At 64.4% G+C, this 18,674-nt stretch carries 15 protein-coding genes; 4 read left to right on the top strand and 11 right to left on the bottom strand.

The genetic code is table 11. The features are described from left to right. Window positions 1–4: 4 nt before the first annotated feature. Together imuA and lexA are read right to left on the bottom strand one after the other, a co-directional pair. Entirely contained in the window at window positions 5–619 is a 615-nt protein-coding gene (imuA, locus tag OGV19_RS09790; protein WP_264313204.1) for a translesion DNA synthesis-associated protein ImuA, read from the bottom strand. Further along, on the bottom strand, window positions 619–1,236 hold the full coding sequence (gene lexA / locus OGV19_RS09785) for a transcriptional repressor LexA (RefSeq protein ID WP_264313203.1): 618 nt from the start codon (window positions 1,234–1,236) through the stop codon (window positions 619–621). The genes imuA and lexA overlap by 1 nt, the downstream gene beginning before the upstream one ends. A gap of 92 nt (window positions 1,237–1,328) precedes the next feature. Here lexA and OGV19_RS09780 point away from each other — a divergent pair, with 92 nt between their 5' ends. Further along, the gene (locus OGV19_RS09780; protein ID WP_264313202.1) at window positions 1,329–1,985 is read left to right on the top strand and encodes an HAD family hydrolase; all 657 of its coding nucleotides are present in this window, start codon (window positions 1,329–1,331) and stop codon (window positions 1,983–1,985) included. A 156-nt stretch (window positions 1,986–2,141) separates the two neighbouring features. Next, window positions 2,142–3,053: a LysR family transcriptional regulator gene (locus OGV19_RS09775; RefSeq protein WP_264313201.1), complete on the top strand. Its 912-nt coding sequence runs from the start codon at window positions 2,142–2,144 to the stop codon at window positions 3,051–3,053. 44 nt (window positions 3,054–3,097) lie between these two features. Here the strand turns inward: OGV19_RS09775 and OGV19_RS09770 are convergent, their stop codons facing one another. The 5 genes from OGV19_RS09770 to OGV19_RS09750 all read right to left on the bottom strand — a co-directional run bounded on the left by OGV19_RS09770 (window position 3,098) and on the right by OGV19_RS09750 (window position 9,589). Further along, the gene (locus OGV19_RS09770; RefSeq protein WP_264313200.1) at window positions 3,098–5,158 is read right to left on the bottom strand and encodes a TonB-dependent receptor; all 2,061 of its coding nucleotides are present in this window, start codon (window positions 5,156–5,158) and stop codon (window positions 3,098–3,100) included. 165 nt (window positions 5,159–5,323) lie between these two features. Continuing rightward, window positions 5,324–6,667, bottom strand: coding sequence for an MFS transporter (locus tag OGV19_RS09765; RefSeq protein ID WP_264313199.1), 1,344 nt, complete (start codon window positions 6,665–6,667; stop codon window positions 5,324–5,326). Window positions 6,668–6,717: 50 nt separating this feature from the next. Then, on the bottom strand, window positions 6,718–7,047 hold the full coding sequence (locus tag OGV19_RS09760; RefSeq protein ID WP_264313198.1) for an NIPSNAP family protein: 330 nt from the start codon (window positions 7,045–7,047) through the stop codon (window positions 6,718–6,720). Further along, window positions 7,047–8,765: an FAD-dependent oxidoreductase gene (locus OGV19_RS09755; RefSeq protein WP_264313197.1), complete on the bottom strand. Its 1,719-nt coding sequence runs from the start codon at window positions 8,763–8,765 to the stop codon at window positions 7,047–7,049. Before OGV19_RS09755 ends, OGV19_RS09760 begins: the two co-directional genes overlap by 1 nt. Then, window positions 8,762–9,589, bottom strand: a complete 828-nt coding sequence (locus OGV19_RS09750) for an SDR family NAD(P)-dependent oxidoreductase (protein WP_264313196.1) — start codon at window positions 9,587–9,589, stop codon at window positions 8,762–8,764. The genes OGV19_RS09755 and OGV19_RS09750 overlap by 4 nt, the downstream gene beginning before the upstream one ends. A 177-nt stretch (window positions 9,590–9,766) precedes the next feature. Here OGV19_RS09750 and OGV19_RS09745 point away from each other — a divergent pair, with 177 nt between their 5' ends. Then, the gene (locus OGV19_RS09745) at window positions 9,767–10,681 is read left to right on the top strand and encodes a helix-turn-helix domain-containing protein (RefSeq protein ID WP_264313195.1); all 915 of its coding nucleotides are present in this window, start codon (window positions 9,767–9,769) and stop codon (window positions 10,679–10,681) included. A 66-nt stretch (window positions 10,682–10,747) separates the two neighbouring features. Here the strand turns inward: OGV19_RS09745 and OGV19_RS09740 are convergent, their stop codons facing one another. The 4 genes from OGV19_RS09740 to OGV19_RS09725 form a co-directional block, all read right to left on the bottom strand. Next, a complete protein-coding gene (locus OGV19_RS09740) occupies window positions 10,748–11,521 on the bottom strand; it encodes an IclR family transcriptional regulator (protein WP_264313194.1) in 774 nt (257 codons plus the stop codon). A 70-nt stretch (window positions 11,522–11,591) separates the two neighbouring features. Then, complete coding sequence (locus OGV19_RS09735) at window positions 11,592–13,049, bottom strand: amidase (protein ID WP_264313193.1); 1,458 nt, start codon at window positions 13,047–13,049, stop codon at window positions 11,592–11,594. After that, a complete protein-coding gene (locus OGV19_RS09730; protein WP_264313192.1) occupies window positions 13,046–14,356 on the bottom strand; it encodes a citrate-proton symporter in 1,311 nt (436 codons plus the stop codon). The genes OGV19_RS09735 and OGV19_RS09730 overlap by 4 nt, the downstream gene beginning before the upstream one ends. A gap of 83 nt (window positions 14,357–14,439) precedes the next feature. Beyond that, on the bottom strand, window positions 14,440–15,615 hold the full coding sequence (locus OGV19_RS09725) for a M20 aminoacylase family protein (protein WP_264313191.1): 1,176 nt from the start codon (window positions 15,613–15,615) through the stop codon (window positions 14,440–14,442). A 533-nt stretch (window positions 15,616–16,148) separates the two neighbouring features. Between OGV19_RS09725 and uvrA the strand changes: the two genes are divergently transcribed. Then, the gene (uvrA, locus tag OGV19_RS09720; protein ID WP_264313190.1) at window positions 16,149–18,665 is read left to right on the top strand and encodes an excinuclease ABC subunit UvrA; all 2,517 of its coding nucleotides are present in this window, start codon (window positions 16,149–16,151) and stop codon (window positions 18,663–18,665) included. Window positions 18,666–18,674 lie beyond the last annotated feature (9 nt).

The following is an 18,674-nucleotide window of genomic DNA, read 5'->3' as shown; positions in this document are numbered from 1 at the left end:
ACCCTCAACCAGGTAGCGCGATGGGTTGCGCGGGCGGCATGCCACCCCGGCTCTTGAGCACACGCCACTGTGCCGGTCGGGTATCGATGGCAATGCGCAGGGCAGCCGGTGACGGGTTGTGTGCCGCCTGCTGTGGGCGGCAGGCGAAAGCCAGCGCCTGGCCGGTTTCAGCGGCCACTTGCAGACGCCGCAGTGCCCGATCGTCGGCGCGTTCTGGCCAGCACAGCACGGCTGCACAACTACCGGAACGCAGGCACTGCTCAGCCGCCCAAAGTGCATCGACCGGCTCGGAGGCAATTTGGACCAGCCAACGTAAATCCACCCCCGCTGCTTGCCAGGCCGGGGCGAAGGGAATGAACGGCGGCGCGACCAGCACCACCCGCCCGCCTTCGGCTGTAAGGCGGGCCAGCGAAGGCCACAGCAGCTGCAGCTCACCGCAACCGGGGCTGGCCAGCAGCAGTTCGCTGAGCGCTGCGGCCGGCCATCCCCCCTCGGGCAGGCGTTGGTCGAGCGCGGCATGGCCGGTCGGCTGCAACCCCTGAGGCCGGGCCTGAACCTGCCGCCCGCGCCAGACCTGGCGCTGGTCGAGCAGCCTGTCGAGATCGACCACCGCGCCCATCAGTCGCGCCTCAGCAGGCCGCAGAACACGCCTTCAATGAAGAACTCCTGCTCAGGGCCCACATCGATCGGCGCATAGGCCGGGTTGCGCGGCAACAGCCGGTAACCGCCAGGTTGGCGCTGCAAGCGCTTGATGGTCACTTCGCCGTCCAGGCGGGCGACCACGACTTGCCCGTCACGGGCCTCGCCCTGTTGACGAATGCCGACCAGGTCGCCGTCGAAGATGCCGTCGTCGACCATCGAGTCGCCGCGTACCTTCAGCAGGTAATCAGGCGTGCGCCGGAACAGGCTGGGGTCGAGCAGCAACTGCTCGTGGATGCCAAGGTCCGGGCCGATCGGGGCACCCGCGGCGACCTGGCCCAGCACCGGCACTTCGAGGATTTCCGGGCGGCGCAACGGTTGGGCCAGGCGAATGCCCCGCGCCTGGTTGGGCGTAACGTCGATATAACCGGCCTGGCACAGGACGGTGATGTGTTTGCGCGCGACGCTGCGCGAGGCAAAGCCGAAGCGCGTGGCGATATCGGCGAGGCTCGGGGGCTGGCCGTGGTCGGCGATGCGCTCACGAATGAATTCGAGAATGGCGCGGCGTTTGGGGGTCAGATTGTCCATGGAGCACATTTGTACTCTTTTCGCGACGCACTGACCAGCCCCCTTCGTCGTCAGCTTTGGTTATGATCGTCGGGCTTGTGTTTTTCATACCTGGATACCTGATGCTGACTGCCCTGCTGTTCGACCTCGACGGAACCCTCACCGATACCGATACCCTGCACCTGCAGGCTTTCCGCCAGTTGCTGCATGAGCATGATGGCCGTGAACTGACCCAGGCCCAGTTCGACGCGCAGGTCAGTGGCCGGGCCAATGGCGAACTGTTCGCCGAGCTGTTTGCCGATGCCAGCCCGCAGCAATGCCTGACCTTGGCTGATCGCAAGGAGGCGCTGTTCCGCTCGCTGGCGCCGTCGCTTGAGCCCATGCCGGGCCTTTTGCGCTTGCTGGAGCACGGCCAGGCCTGTGGCCTGGGGATGTGCGTGGTGACCAACGCACCCCGGCTCAATGCCGAGCACATGCTGCAGGCCATGGGGCTGGGGGCGCGCTTCGAGCATGTGTTGGTGGCCGAGGAGCTAGAACGGGCCAAGCCGGACCCTCTGCCCTACCTCACCGGGCTGCAGCGGCTTGGGGCCCAGGCCGGGCAGGCGCTGGCCTTCGAGGACTCGTTGCCTGGGGTCAGGGCTGCCAGCGGGGCGGGGATCTTTACGGTTGGGATTGCCACCACACAGACTGCCGAACGCCTGATGGCTGCGGGGGCTGGGCTGGTGATCGATGACTTTGATGATCTGCGGTTGTGGGCGTTGATTGAATCGATGGGGTGATTGGCGCTGGAAGCGCTGGTGTATGAATTGAGTTCTATGGCGCCTGGGAGATCGAGCGCCGCGCGGGCGGCGCTCGATCTCCCAGGCGCCAAAAAACTCAACCCCTGCACCTTGATGCTATAACCCCCAACTGCAGCCCCACCTACCAGGCCGCCCATGCTCATCGACGAAGAACTGACCCTCAAGAAACTGCAAACCTTCCTCGCCTTCATGCGCACTGGCAACCTCGGCCGCGCCGCCGCCGAGCTGTCCACCAGCGCCGTCAGCGTGCACCGCGCTATCCACTCGCTAGAAAGCGCCCTGCGTTGCCCCTTGTTCAAGCACGAAGGCCGCCAGCTGATCCCACTTGAGAGCGCCTACGTACTGGAGAAAAAAGCCCGTCAGCTAATCCAGGACGCCGAGCAGATGGTCCACCAGACCCGTGAAGCCGCCGGGTTCTATGCCGAACGTTTCCGCCTGGGCGCCCTCTATTCGCTGACGGTGAAGACCGTGCCGAAACTGGTCATGGGCCTCAAATTGCGCCGCAGCGAGCTCAACATCGACCTGACCCTGGGCTCGAACGTCGACCTGCTACAGCGCCTGAAAAACCACGAACTGGAGGCAGTTCTGGTATCGCTCGACGAAAGCGTCAGTGACCCCGCCTGCGAGCAATTGCCGCTGTTCTCCGACGACATCTTCCTCGCCGTGCCCACCGACTCGCCCTTTGCCGAACACGCCGAGGTGGACCTTGCAGACCTGGCCGACTCCACGTTCATCACCCTGACCCAAGGCTTTGCCACCCACCGTGATGGGGCGCGGGTATTCCAGCAGGCCGGGTTCGAGCCGAAGGTGGCCATGCAGGTGAACGATATCTTCACCCTGCTGAGCATGGTCAGCTCGGGCGTGGGCTTTGCCCTGCTGCCAGGGCGGATCGCGGCGGTCTACGAAAACCGGGTGAAGCTGATTGCCCTGCAGCCGCGCTATCGCCTGCAGCAGCATATCGGCGTGGTGTTTCTGAAGGCCCGGGAACGGGAACCGAACCTGCTGGCGTTGCTGGCGGAATGCAGGATGTACAGCCGCGAAAACTAGGCCTGCAGGGCTGGCAGGCCACTGCAGGCACTCAGCTACCTGACCTAGAGGTCGTAACGCAACGCCAGGCCCACCGTACGCGGAGCCCCGACATCGAGAATGTCGCCGCTGCGGTTGTTGGTGATGTACTCCTTGTCGAAGGCATTCTTCACGAAGCCGGACACCGCGATATTGCGGGTGATCTTGTACTCGGTGTTGAAATTGGCCAGCCAGTAGTTGTCACTGCGGCGCTCGCCCGTGACGTGGCCTGCGTCATCGAATTCGTATTCCGAAGGCGATGTGCTCTGGTACACAAGGTCGGTGTTGAGGGTCAGGCGCTCGTTCCATCGGTAGGTCGCACCCAGCGACAGCTTGTACTTGGGCGAATAGAGGAAGTCTTCACCGCTCATGTCGCGGCCATCGCCGGTGACGAAATCTTTGTAGGTGCCGTCGGTGACCGAGGCGGCGGCGTTCAGGGTCAACTGTGCGCCGAAGTCTTTCTCGACAGACACTTCCAGGCCCTTGATGTCGCTGCTGCCGGCGTTGAATACATGCAGGAACTCGGTATTCGGGTCCAGCACACTGACCTGCTGGTCCTTCCAGTCGGTGTAGTACAGGTTGGCCCGGGTACGCAGGGAGCCGTCGAGGAAGCTGCCACGGTACGACAGTTCGTAGTTGGTGGTGTATTCCGGGTCGTAGGCCTGATGCCCACCCCCGGCACGCATGTTCACGCCACCGCCGCGATAGCCTTTTTGCACCATGAAGCCCAGGTACTGCCCTTCGGCCAGCTCATAGTCCAGGCCAAGCTTGGGCAGCAGCGTATTGAACGATTTGCTGACCTTGCCAGGGCTGGAGAAATCGTCCTGGTCGATGTCCGTGTCGTTGGTCTCATGGTCGTAACGCAATCCGGTAATCAGCGTCCAGCGCGGCACGAACGTCCAGTTGATCTCGCCGAACAGCGCGGTGTTCTTGATGGTGGTATCGCCTTTGGCCGTACCGAACAAACGCTCGTCGAACAGCAGTCGGTCATGGAAATCGTTAGTGTTGTGCCCGTAGTAGGCACCCACGAAGCTCTTGAGCGTATCGCCGGTGTAGTTCAGGCGCAGCTCCTGGCTGAACAGGTTGCCGTCCTGCTGCCGCAGCACTACCTCGTTGGCGTCCGCCGATTGGTCGAAGTCCAGGCGGGCGTCGTAGTCCGAGCGCGTGTTGGCCGTGAGGCTGGTCAGCGACCAGTAGTCGTCGAGGCGGTAGTCGACCTTGGCGCTGACCGTGTCCTGTTCGAGCTTATCGAAGGCCTTGGTGTTGGAGGTCATCTTGTAATAACGGACCTTGCCGTTTTCACGCATGACCGTGTTATCGCCCTTGCGGCTTTCGCCGTGGGCATAGGTCAACAGGATGTCGAGGTCGTCACTGGGCAGGATCAGCAACTTGCCCCGGGCATTGGCCGTGCGGGTAGGGTTGGCATCGTCGTGCAGGGTGCTGTTGTCGATGTAGCCGTCACCTTCCTGGTAGTCCACGGCGATGCGCCCGGCGATCTTGTTATCGACCAGTGCGCCACCACCGGCTACCGCCGCACCCTGTTCGCCGTAGTTCCCTACGTTGGTCTGCGCCGAAAGGCTCGGCTCGAAGGTCGGGTTGCGGGTCTGGATGACCACCGCACCGGCCAGGGAGTTACGGCCCTGGGTGGTGGACTGCGGGCCAAGGAACACTTCGACCTGTTCGACATCCCAGAGCGGCATGGGGCTGAGGGTCAGTGAACGGTTCGGCTGCACGGCACCGTCGACGAACACTGACACCGCCCCGTTCAGCGTGGCCGGGCCCTGATCGTCGAAGCCCGACACTGGCACCCCGCGGATACCCCAGTTTTCATTGCCGGACTGGTTGTAGACACCGGGGGTACGGGCAAGCACATCGACCAGGCTGTGGTCTTCTTTTTCCCGCAGCTGCTTGTCGGTGATCACCACGACACTCGACTGGGTCTGCTCCAAGGTGCGGTTGATCTTCTCCCCGGTCACCGTGATCGCATCCAGCTGGACGGCCCCCTCTTGCGCCGCCGCCCAGGCATTGTTCGCCAGGCACAGGGCTGAGCCCACCGCCAGCGCCAGAGTACTTTTCATCAAATTCACGCCCCGCTCCTTCGACAGATTGCTGTTTTTTTTCTGTATGCATGCACGCACTTTGGCGCTGGCGGGGCGGAGTCTGATGTAAAGGGAATGTAAAGTAAATACTATTGATAACGCCTCTCATTTATTTAAAAAAGTAGCGGGAGTACATTTGTACTCCCGCCGTCTTCAGACCGGTTGCCGGGCAGCGTCTCGGCCTGAACCGGCATGGCGCCCTTGCATCAGCACAGCCAGCGCGGCCAATAGCGCCGGGATCAGCAACGAGGCGAACACCTGCGCAAAACTCCAGCCCATTGCCAACATCTGGGCACCGGCAAACGCACTGAGAATCGCCCCAAAGCGCCCGATGCCACTCATCCAGCTGGCGCCGGTCGCCCGCGCCTCAGTGGGGTAGAACGCCGCCGCCAAGGCATTCATGCCCACACTGGCGCCATTGAGGCCGAAGCCCACGGCCCAGGCAATCGTGCACAGCCAGGTGAAATCCCCAGCGACCTGGCCAATGGCGAAGATCACCGCGCCGCTGAACAGGAAGGTCAGCATCAGTACCCGTTGCGGGTTGCAGCGGTCCATGGCCCAGCCCACCGAGATCGCCCCCAGCGGCCCGCCGATCTGGAAACAGGCGGTGACGATGGCCGCTTCGGCTACCGAGAAGCCGCCACCCTCTTTCACCAAGGTGGGCAACCAGCCGCTGAACAGGTAGACCAAAAACAGCGCCAGCACGTAGCCGGTCCAGAGCATCAAGGTGCCGAAGCGATAGCGAGGCGAAAGGATGGTGCCAATCGCCCCGCAGCTGCCCGGCGCGCGGGTAGGCACGACGAAGGTGCTGTCGGCGTTGACGCGCCCCGGCGCCAGGCGGCTGACGATAGCGTGGATGCGCCGTGCATCCGCGCCCTTGCTGACCAGGAAGGTGACCGACTCGGGCAACCGCCAGCACAACAACGGCAATGTCAGCAGCGGCAGCACACCGCCCAGCACCAGCACGCTGCGCCAGCCCAGATTGGGGATCATCCAGGCACTGACAAAGCCGCCTGCCGCCGCGCCCAGGGAAAAGCCGCAGAAGGCCAGGGTGATCAGCAGCGAGCGGCTGCGCGCCGGCGCGTATTCACTGACCAGAGTACTGGCATTGGGCATGGCAGCGCCCAAGCCCAGGCCGGTGAGAAAACGCAAGGCAACCAGGGTCTCCAGATTGGGCGAGAACGCCGAGGCCAGGGTCCAGACACCAAACAGCAGGACACTCCCCAGCAAGACCGCCTTGCGCCCGTAGCGATCAGCCAGGGGGCCGGCGATCAATGCACCGAGTGCCAGGCCGATAAGGGCGGCGCTCAGCACCGGGCCCAGGCTTTGCGCGTTCAGGCCCCAGTCGCTTTTCAATTGGGGTGCGATGAAACCGATGATGGCGACGTCCAGCCCGTCCAGGGCAATGATCAGAAAACCCAGGAAGACCACCCATTTCTGGTAGCGGCCGATAGGTTGCTGGTCGATCAGTTGGCGCACATCGATGGCGTTGTTCATGGGTATCACCTGTTGTTGTTTTTATGAAGGTGCATCGGGGTTGGGCCGCGTTACCGGTTAATGAGGCTACGCAACCGCACAGGCCTGATGATCCGGGTTTCCTGGGCCAGCACCAGGTCGCGGGTGGCGTGCAGGTAGGCGGCGAAGTCCGGGTCGGCATCGCGGGCGGCGCTGCGTTTTTCGAAGTCATCGAGGCTGTCGTAGCCCCACAGATGCACCACCTGGTTGAGCGGGCCGATGCTGCTGGTATAGAACGCCAGCGGTGCACCGAGATGGCGCAGCAGAATCGGCATCGCCAACTGGTCGAACGCTTCAAGAAAGGCCGCCATGCCACGTGGACGAATGGTGTAGACCCGGTGATCGACGACGGGCTTGTCCATCACGCCACCTCCTGCGCATTGCCCGCTGTCGCCAGGCCTTGTTCGACGCCCGCCAGATGGCGACCGGTGATGTAGCCAAAAGTCATGATCGGCCCCAGGGTGATGCCCGCACCGGGGTAATTGCCCCCCATGATGCTGGCGCGGTCGTTGCCGACAGCGTACAAGCCGTCGATGGCCTGCTGATCGGCGCCCAGCACTTCGCCGACCACGCTGGTGCGGATGCCGTCGAAGGTGCCCAAATCGCCCATGATCACCTTCACGGCAAAGTAAGGCCCCTCGCCCAGCGGTGCCACGCACGGGTTGGGCTTATGTTGCGGGTCGGCCAGGTAACGGTTGAAGCTCGTGGTACCCCGCCCGAACTGGCGGTCCTCCCCCTGAACGGCGCCCAGGTTGTAGTCGCGCACGGTCTGCTCCAGCCCGGCGGCATCGATCCCGGCCTTGCGGGCCAGCTCGGCGAGGCTGTTGCCCTTGAGCAGGTAGCCATTGCGCAACAGCGGCCCCAACGGCATTGGCGCGGGCTTGGCAAAACCCAGGCCGTACTTGGCCAGGGTGCGACGGTCACAGACCAGCCACATGGCGGTTTCCGTTTGTTCGGCACACGCCTCGATCAAGGCCGCCCCCACGTCGTGGTAAGAATTCGACTCGTTGGTAAAGCGTTTACCCGAGCGCAGAACCCCGATCACACCAGGCTTGTAACGGTCGAGCAGGTGCGGAAACGCAACGTAGCGCCCTGCCCCCATTGGTACCTTGGACACTGGCATCCACGCCGCCGCAGCCTGCAAACGGATATCGACCTGGGCGCCCAACGCCTCGGCCATGCGCGCACCATCCCCGGTGTTGCTCGCGGGCACCGGCGAAAAGTGTTCGCCGCCTCGACGCACATGCGGGTAGGCCTGCTTCAACCGTTGCACGTCATGGGAAAAACCACCACAGGCCAGCACCACACCGCGCCGTGCCTCGATGCGCAGCTCGCCGTCGCCATGCTTGGCCAGCACCCCAGTGACCCGATGGCCTTCACGCAAAAGCTGCCTGGCCGGCGTCCCGGTCAGAATCGGAATACCCAGGTCCAGCGCCGACCTCACCAACCGCGCCGCCAGGGCATTGCCACTGGTGACCTGGGTGCCGCGCCGGTACAACGCCAGCTCCTTGAGGTGGGTCAGCAAGCGCTTGGCCACATAAACGAAGGAGGTCACCGAGCGCGTGACATTGAAGAAATGCTTGAGGTCGGCATTCGACGAGTTGAACATCATGCCGATGAAAGTGATGGTCTTGAGCGGTGGCCGCAGGCGTGCCATGTCTGGCCCCAGACCTCGGATATCGTAGGGCGCCGCCAGTATCGAACGCCCGATATCGACGCCACCCTCCACGTGCGGGTGATAGTCGGGGTACAGCGTGGGGATGAATTTGACCGCGGTATTGCGTTCGAAGAACTCGACCATGTCTGGCCCATGACGCAGAAACGCCTTGACCGCCACTTCGTCGAAACAGTCGCCGGCTTCGTTACGCAGGTAGGTGAGCGCCGCCGCCTCGCTGTCGTTTACCCCATGCCGGTTGCCCGGCACCCACAACACGCCACCGGAAAACGCCGTGGTGCCCCCGAAGCAGTCATCCTTTTCGATGACGATCACCTCCAGGCCGTGCATTTTTGCGGTGATCGCCGTCGCCAAGCCACCGGCGCCCGCGCCCACCACCAGTACGTCGCAGCTGCGCGTAGTCATGTGCGTACACCCTCAAAACCGGGGCGGGGGATCAATGCCATGGGCATGCTCTCCAGCCCACCATCGACGGTCAGCTCCGCGCCATTGATGTAGTCGGCGCGCGGGCTGGCGAGAAACAGCACCGCTTCGGCGATGTCTTGCGGCTCCCCGATTCGCTGGTTGGCAGTCATGGCGCTGCGCTGGCGTTCGATCTGCGGGTCCGCGTAGAACGCGGCCGACAACGGCGTGCGGATCAACCCAGGGCACACCGCGTTGCTGCGTACACCACGCGGCCCCCACTCCACGGCAATCTGCCGGGACAGCATGCTGACACCGGCCTTGGCCGCGCTGTAGGCGCCACTGTTGGGTTGCGGGTAATGGGCGGCGATGGACGCAACATGCACGATACGCCCCTGAGCACGGGCAAGCATCGCGTGGCCGAAGGCCTGGGAGCACAGCAGATAGCCGCTGAGGTTGACCGCCAACACCTGGTTCCATTGCTCCAGGGTCAGCGTTTCAAGCGACCCAGGGCGCAATACGCTGGCGTTGTTGATCAGTACATCGCAACGCCCGTGCAGCGCCTGCACCTGAGCGGCAACCTGGTTGACACTGCCTGGGTCGGCGATGTCGCAGCCCAGCGCGCTGACCTCCCCGACACTGTGCTCGCCCAAGGTGGCTGCCAGCTCACGGCACTTGTCCAGATCGCGGTCCAGCAACACCACATGGGCCTGCTGCTCGACCAACGCTGCGGCCAGCGCCGCACCAATGCCGCCGGCCGCGCCGGTCACCACGCAAACGGCTGAACCCAGGCCCAGCCAGTGATCGTGAATCTTGTTGTTATGCATGCTGCTCTCCAGAGTGTCGCTTCATCTGGCGAACAGCCTAGGGCCGGCAGCTACCCTGGAAGAATGGACAAAACCTGCAACCAGCCCCACATTCCCGACAATTTCGGCATTGGCCCCTGAACCCTGCAGGCTGCTGTGGCACAGTAGCCGGGTATCGATCACAACAATTACAACACCATGAACAAGATCCCCAACTACGCCCTGTACGGCGAGACCGCGCAGCCAGTGTGGCACGAGTCTCTGCATGTGGAGTCGATCTCGCAACGCTCCGGCGCCCACAACTGGGAGATCGCGGCGCACCGTCACGAAGGCCTGCTGCAGTTGTTGTACCTGCAAAGCGGTGCGGGTGAAGTGCTGTTCGACAGCGACCGCGTGCAGGCCCGGGCACCCTGCGTGGTTTACGTGCCGGCGCAGGTGGTCCATGGTTTTCATTGGGCCGGCGCCGTGGAGGGCCAGGTGATCACCGCGGCGCAGCATCCGCTGGAAAGCATCGCCCAGGTACTGGCGCCGAACCTGCTGGCACAGATCCGCAAGCCCCTGGTGATCGCCCTGCCGCCCTGGGACGCCGACGAAGACCCCTTGCTACCGCTGTGCCGTGCCCTGCGCGAGGAATACCACAACCGCGCCCGCGAGCATGTGGCCAGCAGCATGTCGCTGTTGCTGGCGCTGCTGATCCAAGTGGTACGCCACGAGCCGTCGGCCAGCGGTAGCGAGCAGCGTCTGCCCTCCAGACGCAGCCAGCAGCTGACCGGGTTCCGTGAGCTGGTAGACATGCACTTTCGCGAGCATTGGTCGCTCGGTGACTACGCCGGTGAAATGGGGCTGACCTTGGCCACGCTGGGGCGGCTGTGCCAGGAGCACCTGGGCATGACGCCGATGAATGTCATCAATGCCCGGTTGGTGTTGGAAGCCAAACGGGCGCTGGGGCATTCGAGCCTCAGTGTAAAAGAGATCGCCCATGAACTGGGGTTTGTCGATGTGGGGTATTTCAGCCGGTTTTTCCGCAAGCACTCAGGGGTGAGCCCGAGCGGGTTTCGCGAAACTGCGTTGGCCTCTTCGCGGGCAAACCCGCTCCCACAGCCCTACACATAGCCTGTTGAATTAGCCGGGGACCTGTGGGAGCGGGCTTGCCCGCGAAGAGGCCAGCACAGGCATCCCTCAAGCCTCCAGCGCATGCTGCACCTGCCCCACTGTCGCCGCCAAACGGTCCAGGTGCAGGCTCAACACCCGCTCTACCGGCGCCTGATCCACCGGCCAGTGCAAGGCAATGCTACCGGCCAGCTGCCCCTCAACCCGCACCGGCAACGCGATCGCCCGGATCAGAAACGGCAACCGCACCGGATACTCCCAGTGCCCCTCGGTGCGCTGACCAAAGCCCTTGTGCGCGTCCTCTTCGATTTCGCGCAACAGCGTGTCATCGCGCAACCGCTGGTGGCTGGCCAGGCGCTGCACTTCGTCGCTGTGCAATTCCCCCAGGCACGCGCGCCCCATCGCCGAGTGAAACAGGCTGGCATGGTGGCCGACGATCTGGCAGTTGTTCGGATAGCGCTTGCGCAACACCTGGGGGATGGCGCTTTCCATTACTTCGAGCTGCTCGCCATCGAAGCACGAAAGGTCCGCCACCAGCCCGGTGCGCTCGCTCAGTTCCAACAGCCAGGGCGCGGCGTGTTCCACCAGGCGCCGCTTGAAACGCAGCTGGCGGTCACCGAACAGGCGCCGGGCACACAGGCGATAGCGTCGATCGCTCAAGCCCCGGTAGACCCACCCTTGCTCCTGCAAGGTAGCGAGCATGCGCGAGACCGTGGCCTTGGGCAACGACGTCAGGTAGTGCAACTCTTCAAGCCCCAGCGCCTGATGCTCGCCGAGCAAGTCGACGATGGCCAATGCTCGCTCTACCGAACGTACGCCACCACTGTCTGTCATGTTGCCCATGTGTCCGACCTCCCTGGCTTCTAGCGGGTTGGTCATCATGCACAGCAAAAACCGCGCCTGCCCAGGGCCTTTACGGTATTTGCAAGCACTGCGGTGGCCGCCGCTCGACCCAGCGGGTCAGCTGCTCATGCGCATAGGCCAGTTGCAACACGGCATGATCCGCCTGGGCCGGGCCAATGAGCTGCAGGCCCATCGGCAACCCCAGGGCACTGAAGCCCACCGGTACACTGATGCTCGGCAGCCCTGCCAGGGTCGGCCCGATCACCACCTCCATCCAGCGGTGATAGGTGTCCATCGTCCGTCCTGCGACCCCCTTCGGCCACGCCTGCCGTGCATCGAACGGGAACACTTGGGCCGAAGGCAGCAGCAGGAAATCGTAACGTTCGAACAAACGGCCGAGGGCCTGGTACCACGCGCTGCGGTCCACCGAAGCCTGGTACAGCTGCGCCGCACTCAACTGCAGGCCACCCTCGACTTCCCACTGCGCCTCAGGCTTGAGCAACGCACGTTTGCCGGGGTCGGCATAGGCCGCACCGAGGTTGCCGTGCACCAGGAAGTGGCGGTGGGTGAGCCAGCATTGCCAGAGGCGCGCCAGGTCAAATGCCGGCTGGCAGGCTTCGACCTGGCAGCCCAGCTCGGCGAAATCCGCCAGGGCCGACTCACACAGGCTCAGCACGCCATCCTCCATCGGCAAGTAGCCGTCATAGTCACCCAGCCAGCCCAGCCGCACGCCCTTGAAGTCGCGCTGCAACCCTTCGGCAAAATCACCCTGGCCGCCGCTCAGCGACAACGGCACGCGTGCATCGAAACCGGCCTGGGTCGACAACAGCCGCGCCACATCGACCACGCTGCGCCCCATCGGCCCTTCGGTGGCCAACTGCTGCATGAACACCTCCGGCGCAGGCCCGTGTGGCACCCGCCCCTGGGACGGGCGCAGGCCGAACACGTTGTTGAACGCCGCCGGGTTGCGCAACGAGCCCATCATGTCGCTGCCATCGGCCACCGGCAGCAACCGCAGCGCCAGCGCCGCAGCTGCCCCGCCACTGCTGCCACCGGCCACCCGGCTGGGGTCGTAGGCATTGAGGGTGGTGCCGAACAGGGTGTTGTAGCTTTGCGAACCCAGGCCGAACTCCGGCACATTGCTCTTGCCGACGATGATCGCCCCGCTGGCGCGCACCCGCGCCACACTGACTGCATCCTGCTCGGGCACATGCTCGGCGAACAGCGGCGAGCCCAGGGTGGTGCGCAGCCCGGCGGTGGCGGCCAGGTCCTTGATCGCCTGAGGCATGCCATGCATCCACCCCCTTGAGAGCCCCCGCGTCAGCTCACTGTCGCGCTCATCGGCTTCGGCCAACACCGCCTCGGCCGCACGCAACGACACCAGCGCATTGACCTGTGGGTTGAAGCGCTCGATATGGGCGAGGTATGCCTGCATCACTTCGTGGCACGACACCTGACGGGCATGAATAGCCTTGGACAAGGCCTCGGCATCGAGGGCAACGATCGGATCGATGGCTAATGGCTTCACGGTTTCACTCCAAGGTTGAAAGCAACCGCTTTGCCTGCCCGCGGCGCTTCTTTCAGGCAGTAGGTGCCCAACAGCGTCAGCAGGCAAGCGAACAGTACGTAGAACGACGGCGCCACCGGGGTATTCAGGGCCTTGCTCAACCAGGTGACGATCAGCGGGGCAAAGCCGCCGAACACCATCACTGCAACGTTGTACGCCACCGACACGCCGGTCGAACGCACCTCGACCGGAAACTGCTCGGCCAGGGCCGTGGGTGCCGGCCCGAAGAACCCGCCGATGGCGGTGCACAGTAGCATCTGCATGACCAGCAGGCGCTCGATCGACGGCGCTGCGGCCACCCACACGTACAGCGGATAGACCATCACGAAGAAGGCCAGGGTGAAGGCCATCAGCACCGGGCGCCGGCCAAGCCGGTCAGACAAGGCCCCCGCCAGCGGGATGACCACGGTCATCAGCCCCACCGCAAGCATCTGCACCAGCAACACCTGGTCCAGCGGCAACCCGAGGTTTTTGTGGGCGAAGGTCGGCATGTTCACCAGCACCACGTAGAACGATACGGTTGCGCCACAGGCCAGGCCCATCGACACCAACAGGCTGCGGCGGTGCTCACGCAGTATCTGCCACAAGCTCGGCGCCTGGCCCTTGGCCTGTTTGCGCGCCGCCAAAAACTCCTCGGGTTCTTCCATGTGCTTGCGAATCCACAGCCCCACCGGGCCAATCAGCAGGCCGAGCACGAACGGGACCCGCCAACCCCAGCTGTCCAGGGCCTCAGGCGTGCACAGGTGCGTCACCAAGGCCACCATCGCGGCCCCAGAAAACACCGCCAGGCACTGCCCCACCAACTGCCATGAGCCGTACAGGCCCTTGCGATGGGCCGGTGCACTTTCCACCAGAAACGCCGTGGCACTGGCATATTCGCCACCCGTGGCAAAGCCCTGGAGCATGCGCGCCACCACGATCAGCAAGGGTGCGCCCATGCCGATGGCGAGGTAGTTGGGCGCAAAGGCGATCATGGCGATGGACACCGTCATCAACCGGATGATCATCTGCATGGCCGCCTTGCGGCCCTTGCGGTCGGCATACATGCCCAGCAGCACCCCGCCCACCGGGCGCATGAAAAAGCCGACACCAAAGGTGGCCAGGGCCATCAGCAGCGAGGCGTACTCGTCATCCGACGGGAAAAACTGCCGGGCAATGATGCTGGCCAGAAAGCCGTAAACAATAAAGTCATACCACTCCAGGGCGTTGCCGATAACGGCAGCGACCACTTGCCGGGTACGCGACACACCGGTGCTCGAAGTCTGCATAGGGAACACTCCACACAATGATTGGGTGATCGCCCAGGCGCGGTCGCGCCCGGGTTCCAGCGGCAGTCGTCAAAAAGGAAAGGTCAGGCGGGCGCGAGCCAGCGCTCTGCCAGCGCGCCCCAGTAGGCGGCGCCGGTCAGCAGGATGTCGTCGTTGAAGTCGTAGGCCGGGTTGTGCACCATCGGCCGCGATACACCGTTGCCGATGAACAGGTAGGCGCCCGGGCAGCGTTGCAGCATCCAGGCGAAGTCTTCGCTGCCCATCAGTTTGCGGGTATTGCCATCCACCGCCTCGGCCCCCACCAACTCGACCCCCACCTGTGTGGCGAAGGCGTTTTCCGCAGCATGGTTGACCAGCACCGGGTAGGCCGGGCGGTGTTCGATGCTGGCGCGGCAGCCAAAGCTTTCGGCCTGGCTGACGATGATCGCCCGCACCCGCTCCAGGGTCTGCGCCCGTACCTCGGCGTTGAGCGCGCGCAGGCTCAGCCGCAACAGTGCCTGTTGTGGGATCACGTTGGCCGCTTCACCGGCCTGCAAGGCGCCGACGGTAACCACCGCAGCTTCCTGTGCGTCGATGTTGCGCGCCACCACGGTTTGCAGCGCCATCACCACACTGGCCGCCGCCACCAGCGGGTCGACGGTCAGGTGCGGCATCGAACCATGCCCGCCAACCCCGTCGAGGGTCACCGTCAGCAGGTCTTGCGAGGCCATCATCGGCCCCTCGCGAAAGCCCAGGTGCCCGGCCGGCAGCCCAGGCATGTTGTGCATGCCGAACAGTGCATCGCAGGGGAAGCGTTCCAGCAGCCCGTCGGCCAGCATTGCCTCGGCGCCACCCTGGCCCTCCTCGGCCGGCTGGAAGATCAGCGTCAGCGTACCGTCGAACTGCCGGGTTGCCGCCAGGTAGCGGGCGGCCCCCAGCAGCATGGTGGTGTGACCGTCATGGCCGCAGGCGTGCATGCAGCCCTGGTGCTGGCTGCTGTAGGCGGCGCCGGTCGCTTCATGAATGGGCAGCGCGTCCATGTCGGCACGCAGGCCCAGGCGGCGTGTGCTGCTGCCATTGCGCAACACGCCGACTACGCCGGTCTTGCCGATGCCGGTATGCACTTCATAGCCCCACTCCTCAAGCAGGCGGGCAACCAGCGCCGAGGTGCGGCTTTCTTCAAAACCCAGTTCCGGGTGGGCGTGGATATCGTGACGGATCGCGTGCAGGTCACTGGCCACATCGTCGAGCCAGGCCAGGATGTGCTGATGTCGGGACATGCGGAATCTCCTTGCGCGGGTATGTTCCCGTTCTTGTTGTTCGCGTTGAGATCACGACGGGGGAAGGCAGGTCGTGTTGGCTGACAGATAAACGCGAGTGGCGGGAGAGCACAATCGAATGTGGTTCCGCAGGGTGGAACTTGGTTTTGGGGATTGGGTGGGGGCTGCCAGGTGAAGGGGTTGAGAGGTTCGGCGCCTGGGAGATCGAGCGCCGCCCGCGCGGCGCATCGCGACGCAAGGCCGCTCCCACATTTGTTTCGGGCCAGTGAGACCTGTGAAATCTGCGCGCGACCGCCTTGTTTGTCTGACTCGATATCAAGGTGGGCACCAAAGGGCCGCGCGCCCATGTCACAGGAATAATTGGCCCGAAACAAATGTGGGAGCGGCCTTGCGTCGCGATGCGCCGCGCGGGCGGCGCTCGATCTCATAGGCGCAAAAAACCTCAAGGCAAGCACCTGCCAACCCACCCCCAATCTACGCACAGCCCCGCAAATGCTGCTACCGTGCCCCACTCCCCAGCCAAGGAGTGCCTAATGCCACACCGTCACCCAAACCCTGCCGGTTTCGTCCGCGTCCGTGGCGCCCGTGAGCACAACCTCAAGAACATTGATGTCGATATCCCCCGCGACGCTTTGGTGGTGTTTACCGGTGTGTCGGGCTCGGGCAAGTCTTCGCTGGCCTTCTCCACCCTGTATGCCGAAGCCCAGCGCCGCTACTTCGAATCAGTCGCCCCCTATGCCCGGCGCCTGATCGACCAGGTTGGCGTACCCGACGTGGACGCCATCGAAGGCCTGCCGCCGGCGGTCGCCCTGCAACAGCAGCGTGGCACCCCCAGCGCGCGGTCCTCGGTGGGCAGCGTCACCACGCTGTCCAGCTCAATACGCATGCTCTACTCGCGCGCCGGCCATTACCCGGCCGGGCAGGCGATGCTGTACGCCGAAGACTTCTCGCCCAACACCCCACAGGGTGCCTGCCCCGAATGCCACGGCCTGGGCCGCGTCTATGAAGTCACTGAGGCAACCCTGGTCCCCGACCCTTCGCTGACCATTCGCGAGCGCGCGGTGGCGGCCTGGCCCATGGCCTGGCAGGGCCAGAACCTGCGCGACATCCTGGTCACCCTGGGCTATGACGTGGACGTTCCCTGGCGCGACTTGCCACACGCGCAGCGCGACTGGATTCTGTTCACCGAAGAAACCCCCACGGCCCCGGTGTATGCCGGCCTGACCCCGGCGCAAACCCGCGCCGCCCTCGAACGCAAGCAGGAGCCCAGCTACCAGGGCACCTTCAGTGGCGCCCGGCGCTACGTACTGCACACCTTCATGCATTCGCAGAGCGCGCAGATGCGCAAGCGCGTGGCCCAGTTCATGCGCCCAAGCCCTTGCCCACTGTGTGCAGGCAAACGGCTCAAGCGCGAGGCGCTGAGCGTGACCTTCGCGGGCCTGGACATCGCCGAGCTGTCGCACCTTTCATTGCAGGCACTGGCCGAGGTGTTCCGCACGGTGGCGGCGCCGGCTTACCTGGAACAGCCCCAAGACGACCTGACCCTGGAAAAACGCCTGGCGGCGCAGCGGATTGCCCATGAACTGCTCGAACGCATCGACACCTTGCTCGACCTGGGGCTGGGTTACCTGGCCCTGGAACGCAGCACCCCGAGCCTTTCCTCGGGTGAGTTGCAACGCTTGCGCCTGGCCACCCAGCTCAACTCACAACTGTTCGGCGTGATCTATGTGCTCGACGAGCCCTCGGCCGGCTTACATCCGGCCGACAGCGAAGCCTTGTTCGAAGCCTTGCAGCGCCTGAAACAGGCCGGCAACTCGGTTTATGTGGTGGAGCATGACCTCGACACCATGCGCCGCGCCGACTGGCTGGTGGATGTTGGGCCGGCCGCCGGTGAACACGGCGGCACCATCCTTTACAGCGGCCCACCCAAAGGGCTCGCCCAAGTCGAGCAATCGTGCACACGCGCCTACCTGTTCGGCGAACGCACCCAGGCCCCCCGCACGCCGCGCGAGCCACAGGGCTGGCTAGAGCTGGAAGGCATCACCCGCAACAACCTCGTCAACCTCAGCGCCCAGTTCCCCTTGGGTTGCTTCACTGCCGTAACCGGTATTTCCGGCTCGGGCAAATCCAGCCTGGTCAGCCAAGCGCTGCTGGAGCTGGTGGGCGAGCACCTGGGCCATGCCGAGCAGCGTTCTGAGCCCGAAGAGCACAGCCTGGAGGACGCCCCCGAACAAACCAGCAGTGGCCGAGTAAAGGCGGGCCTTGGCAGCATCAAGCGCCTGGTCCAGGTCGATCAGAAGCCCATCGGCCGTACCCCCCGCTCCAACCTGGCCACCTACACCGGCCTGTTCGACGCCGTGCGCAAACTGTTTGCCGCCACCGAGCAGGCCAAGGCGCAAGGCTTCGATGCCGGGCGCTTCTCGTTCAACGTCGCCAAGGGCCGCTGCGTTACCTGCGAGGGCGAAGGCTTTGTCAGCGTCGAGCTGTTGTTCATGCCCAGTGTCTATGCGCCCTGCCCGACCTGCCATGGAGCCCGCTACAACCTCGAAACACTGGCGGTCACCTGGCAGGGCATGAACATTGCGCAGGTGCTGCAACTGACCGTTGAACAGGCCCTGGCGGTGTTCACAGAACAACCGCCAATACGGCGCAGCCTGCAAGTGCTGCAGGATATCGGCCTGGGCTACCTGCGCCTGGGCCAGCCGGCTACGGAGCTGTCTGGCGGCGAGGCGCAGCGCATCAAGCTGGCCACCGAGTTGCAGCGTACGGCGCGCGGGGCGACGTTGTATGTGCTGGACGAGCCCACCAACGGGCTGCACCCGCAGGATATCGACCGGCTGCTGGTGCAACTCAACCGCCTGGTCGATGCCGGGCATAGCGTGGTGGTGGTCGAGCACGACATGCGCGTGGTGGCGCAGAGCGACTGGGTGATCGATATCGGACCGGGGGCTGGGGATGCGGGGGGGACGGTGGTAGTGAGTGGTACGCCTGAGGCTGTGGCTGGGTGTGCTGAAAGCCGAACTGCCGCGTTTCTGGCCAGAGCCCTCTAGGGGTTGCAC

Source organism: Pseudomonas putida (assembly GCF_025905425.1).
Classification (GTDB): Bacteria; Pseudomonadota; Gammaproteobacteria; order Pseudomonadales; family Pseudomonadaceae; genus Aquipseudomonas; species Aquipseudomonas putida_AF.
Note: the sequence above shows the minus strand (reverse complement) of the source record. Positions and strands in the feature narration are given on the sequence as shown.

Excerpts from the sequence above, each read along its gene's own strand:
- OGV19_RS09780 (WP_264313202.1), top strand. The coding sequence starts at position 1,329 with ATGCTGACTGCCCTGCTGTTCGACCTCGACGGAACCCTCACCGATACC.
- imuA (WP_264313204.1), bottom strand. The coding sequence starts at position 619 with ATGGGCGCGGTGGTCGATCTCGACAGGCTGCTCGACCAGCGCCAGGTC.
- uvrA (WP_264313190.1), top strand. The coding sequence starts at position 16,149 with ATGCCACACCGTCACCCAAACCCTGCCGGTTTCGTCCGCGTCCGTGGC.
- OGV19_RS09760 (WP_264313198.1), bottom strand. The coding sequence starts at position 7,047 with ATGGACAAGCCCGTCGTCGATCACCGGGTCTACACCATTCGTCCACGT.
- OGV19_RS09740 (WP_264313194.1), bottom strand. The coding sequence starts at position 11,521 with ATGGGCAACATGACAGACAGTGGTGGCGTACGTTCGGTAGAGCGAGCA.
- OGV19_RS09725 (WP_264313191.1), bottom strand. The coding sequence starts at position 15,615 with ATGTCCCGACATCAGCACATCCTGGCCTGGCTCGACGATGTGGCCAGT.
- lexA (WP_264313203.1), bottom strand. The coding sequence starts at position 1,236 with ATGTGCTCCATGGACAATCTGACCCCCAAACGCCGCGCCATTCTCGAA.
- OGV19_RS09765 (WP_264313199.1), bottom strand. The coding sequence starts at position 6,667 with ATGAACAACGCCATCGATGTGCGCCAACTGATCGACCAGCAACCTATC.
- OGV19_RS09745 (WP_264313195.1), top strand. The coding sequence starts at position 9,767 with ATGAACAAGATCCCCAACTACGCCCTGTACGGCGAGACCGCGCAGCCA.
- OGV19_RS09750 (WP_264313196.1), bottom strand. The coding sequence starts at position 9,589 with ATGCATAACAACAAGATTCACGATCACTGGCTGGGCCTGGGTTCAGCC.
- OGV19_RS09755 (WP_264313197.1), bottom strand. The coding sequence starts at position 8,765 with ATGACTACGCGCAGCTGCGACGTACTGGTGGTGGGCGCGGGCGCCGGT.
- OGV19_RS09730 (WP_264313192.1), bottom strand. The coding sequence starts at position 14,356 with ATGCAGACTTCGAGCACCGGTGTGTCGCGTACCCGGCAAGTGGTCGCT.
- OGV19_RS09775 (WP_264313201.1), top strand. The coding sequence starts at position 2,142 with ATGCTCATCGACGAAGAACTGACCCTCAAGAAACTGCAAACCTTCCTC.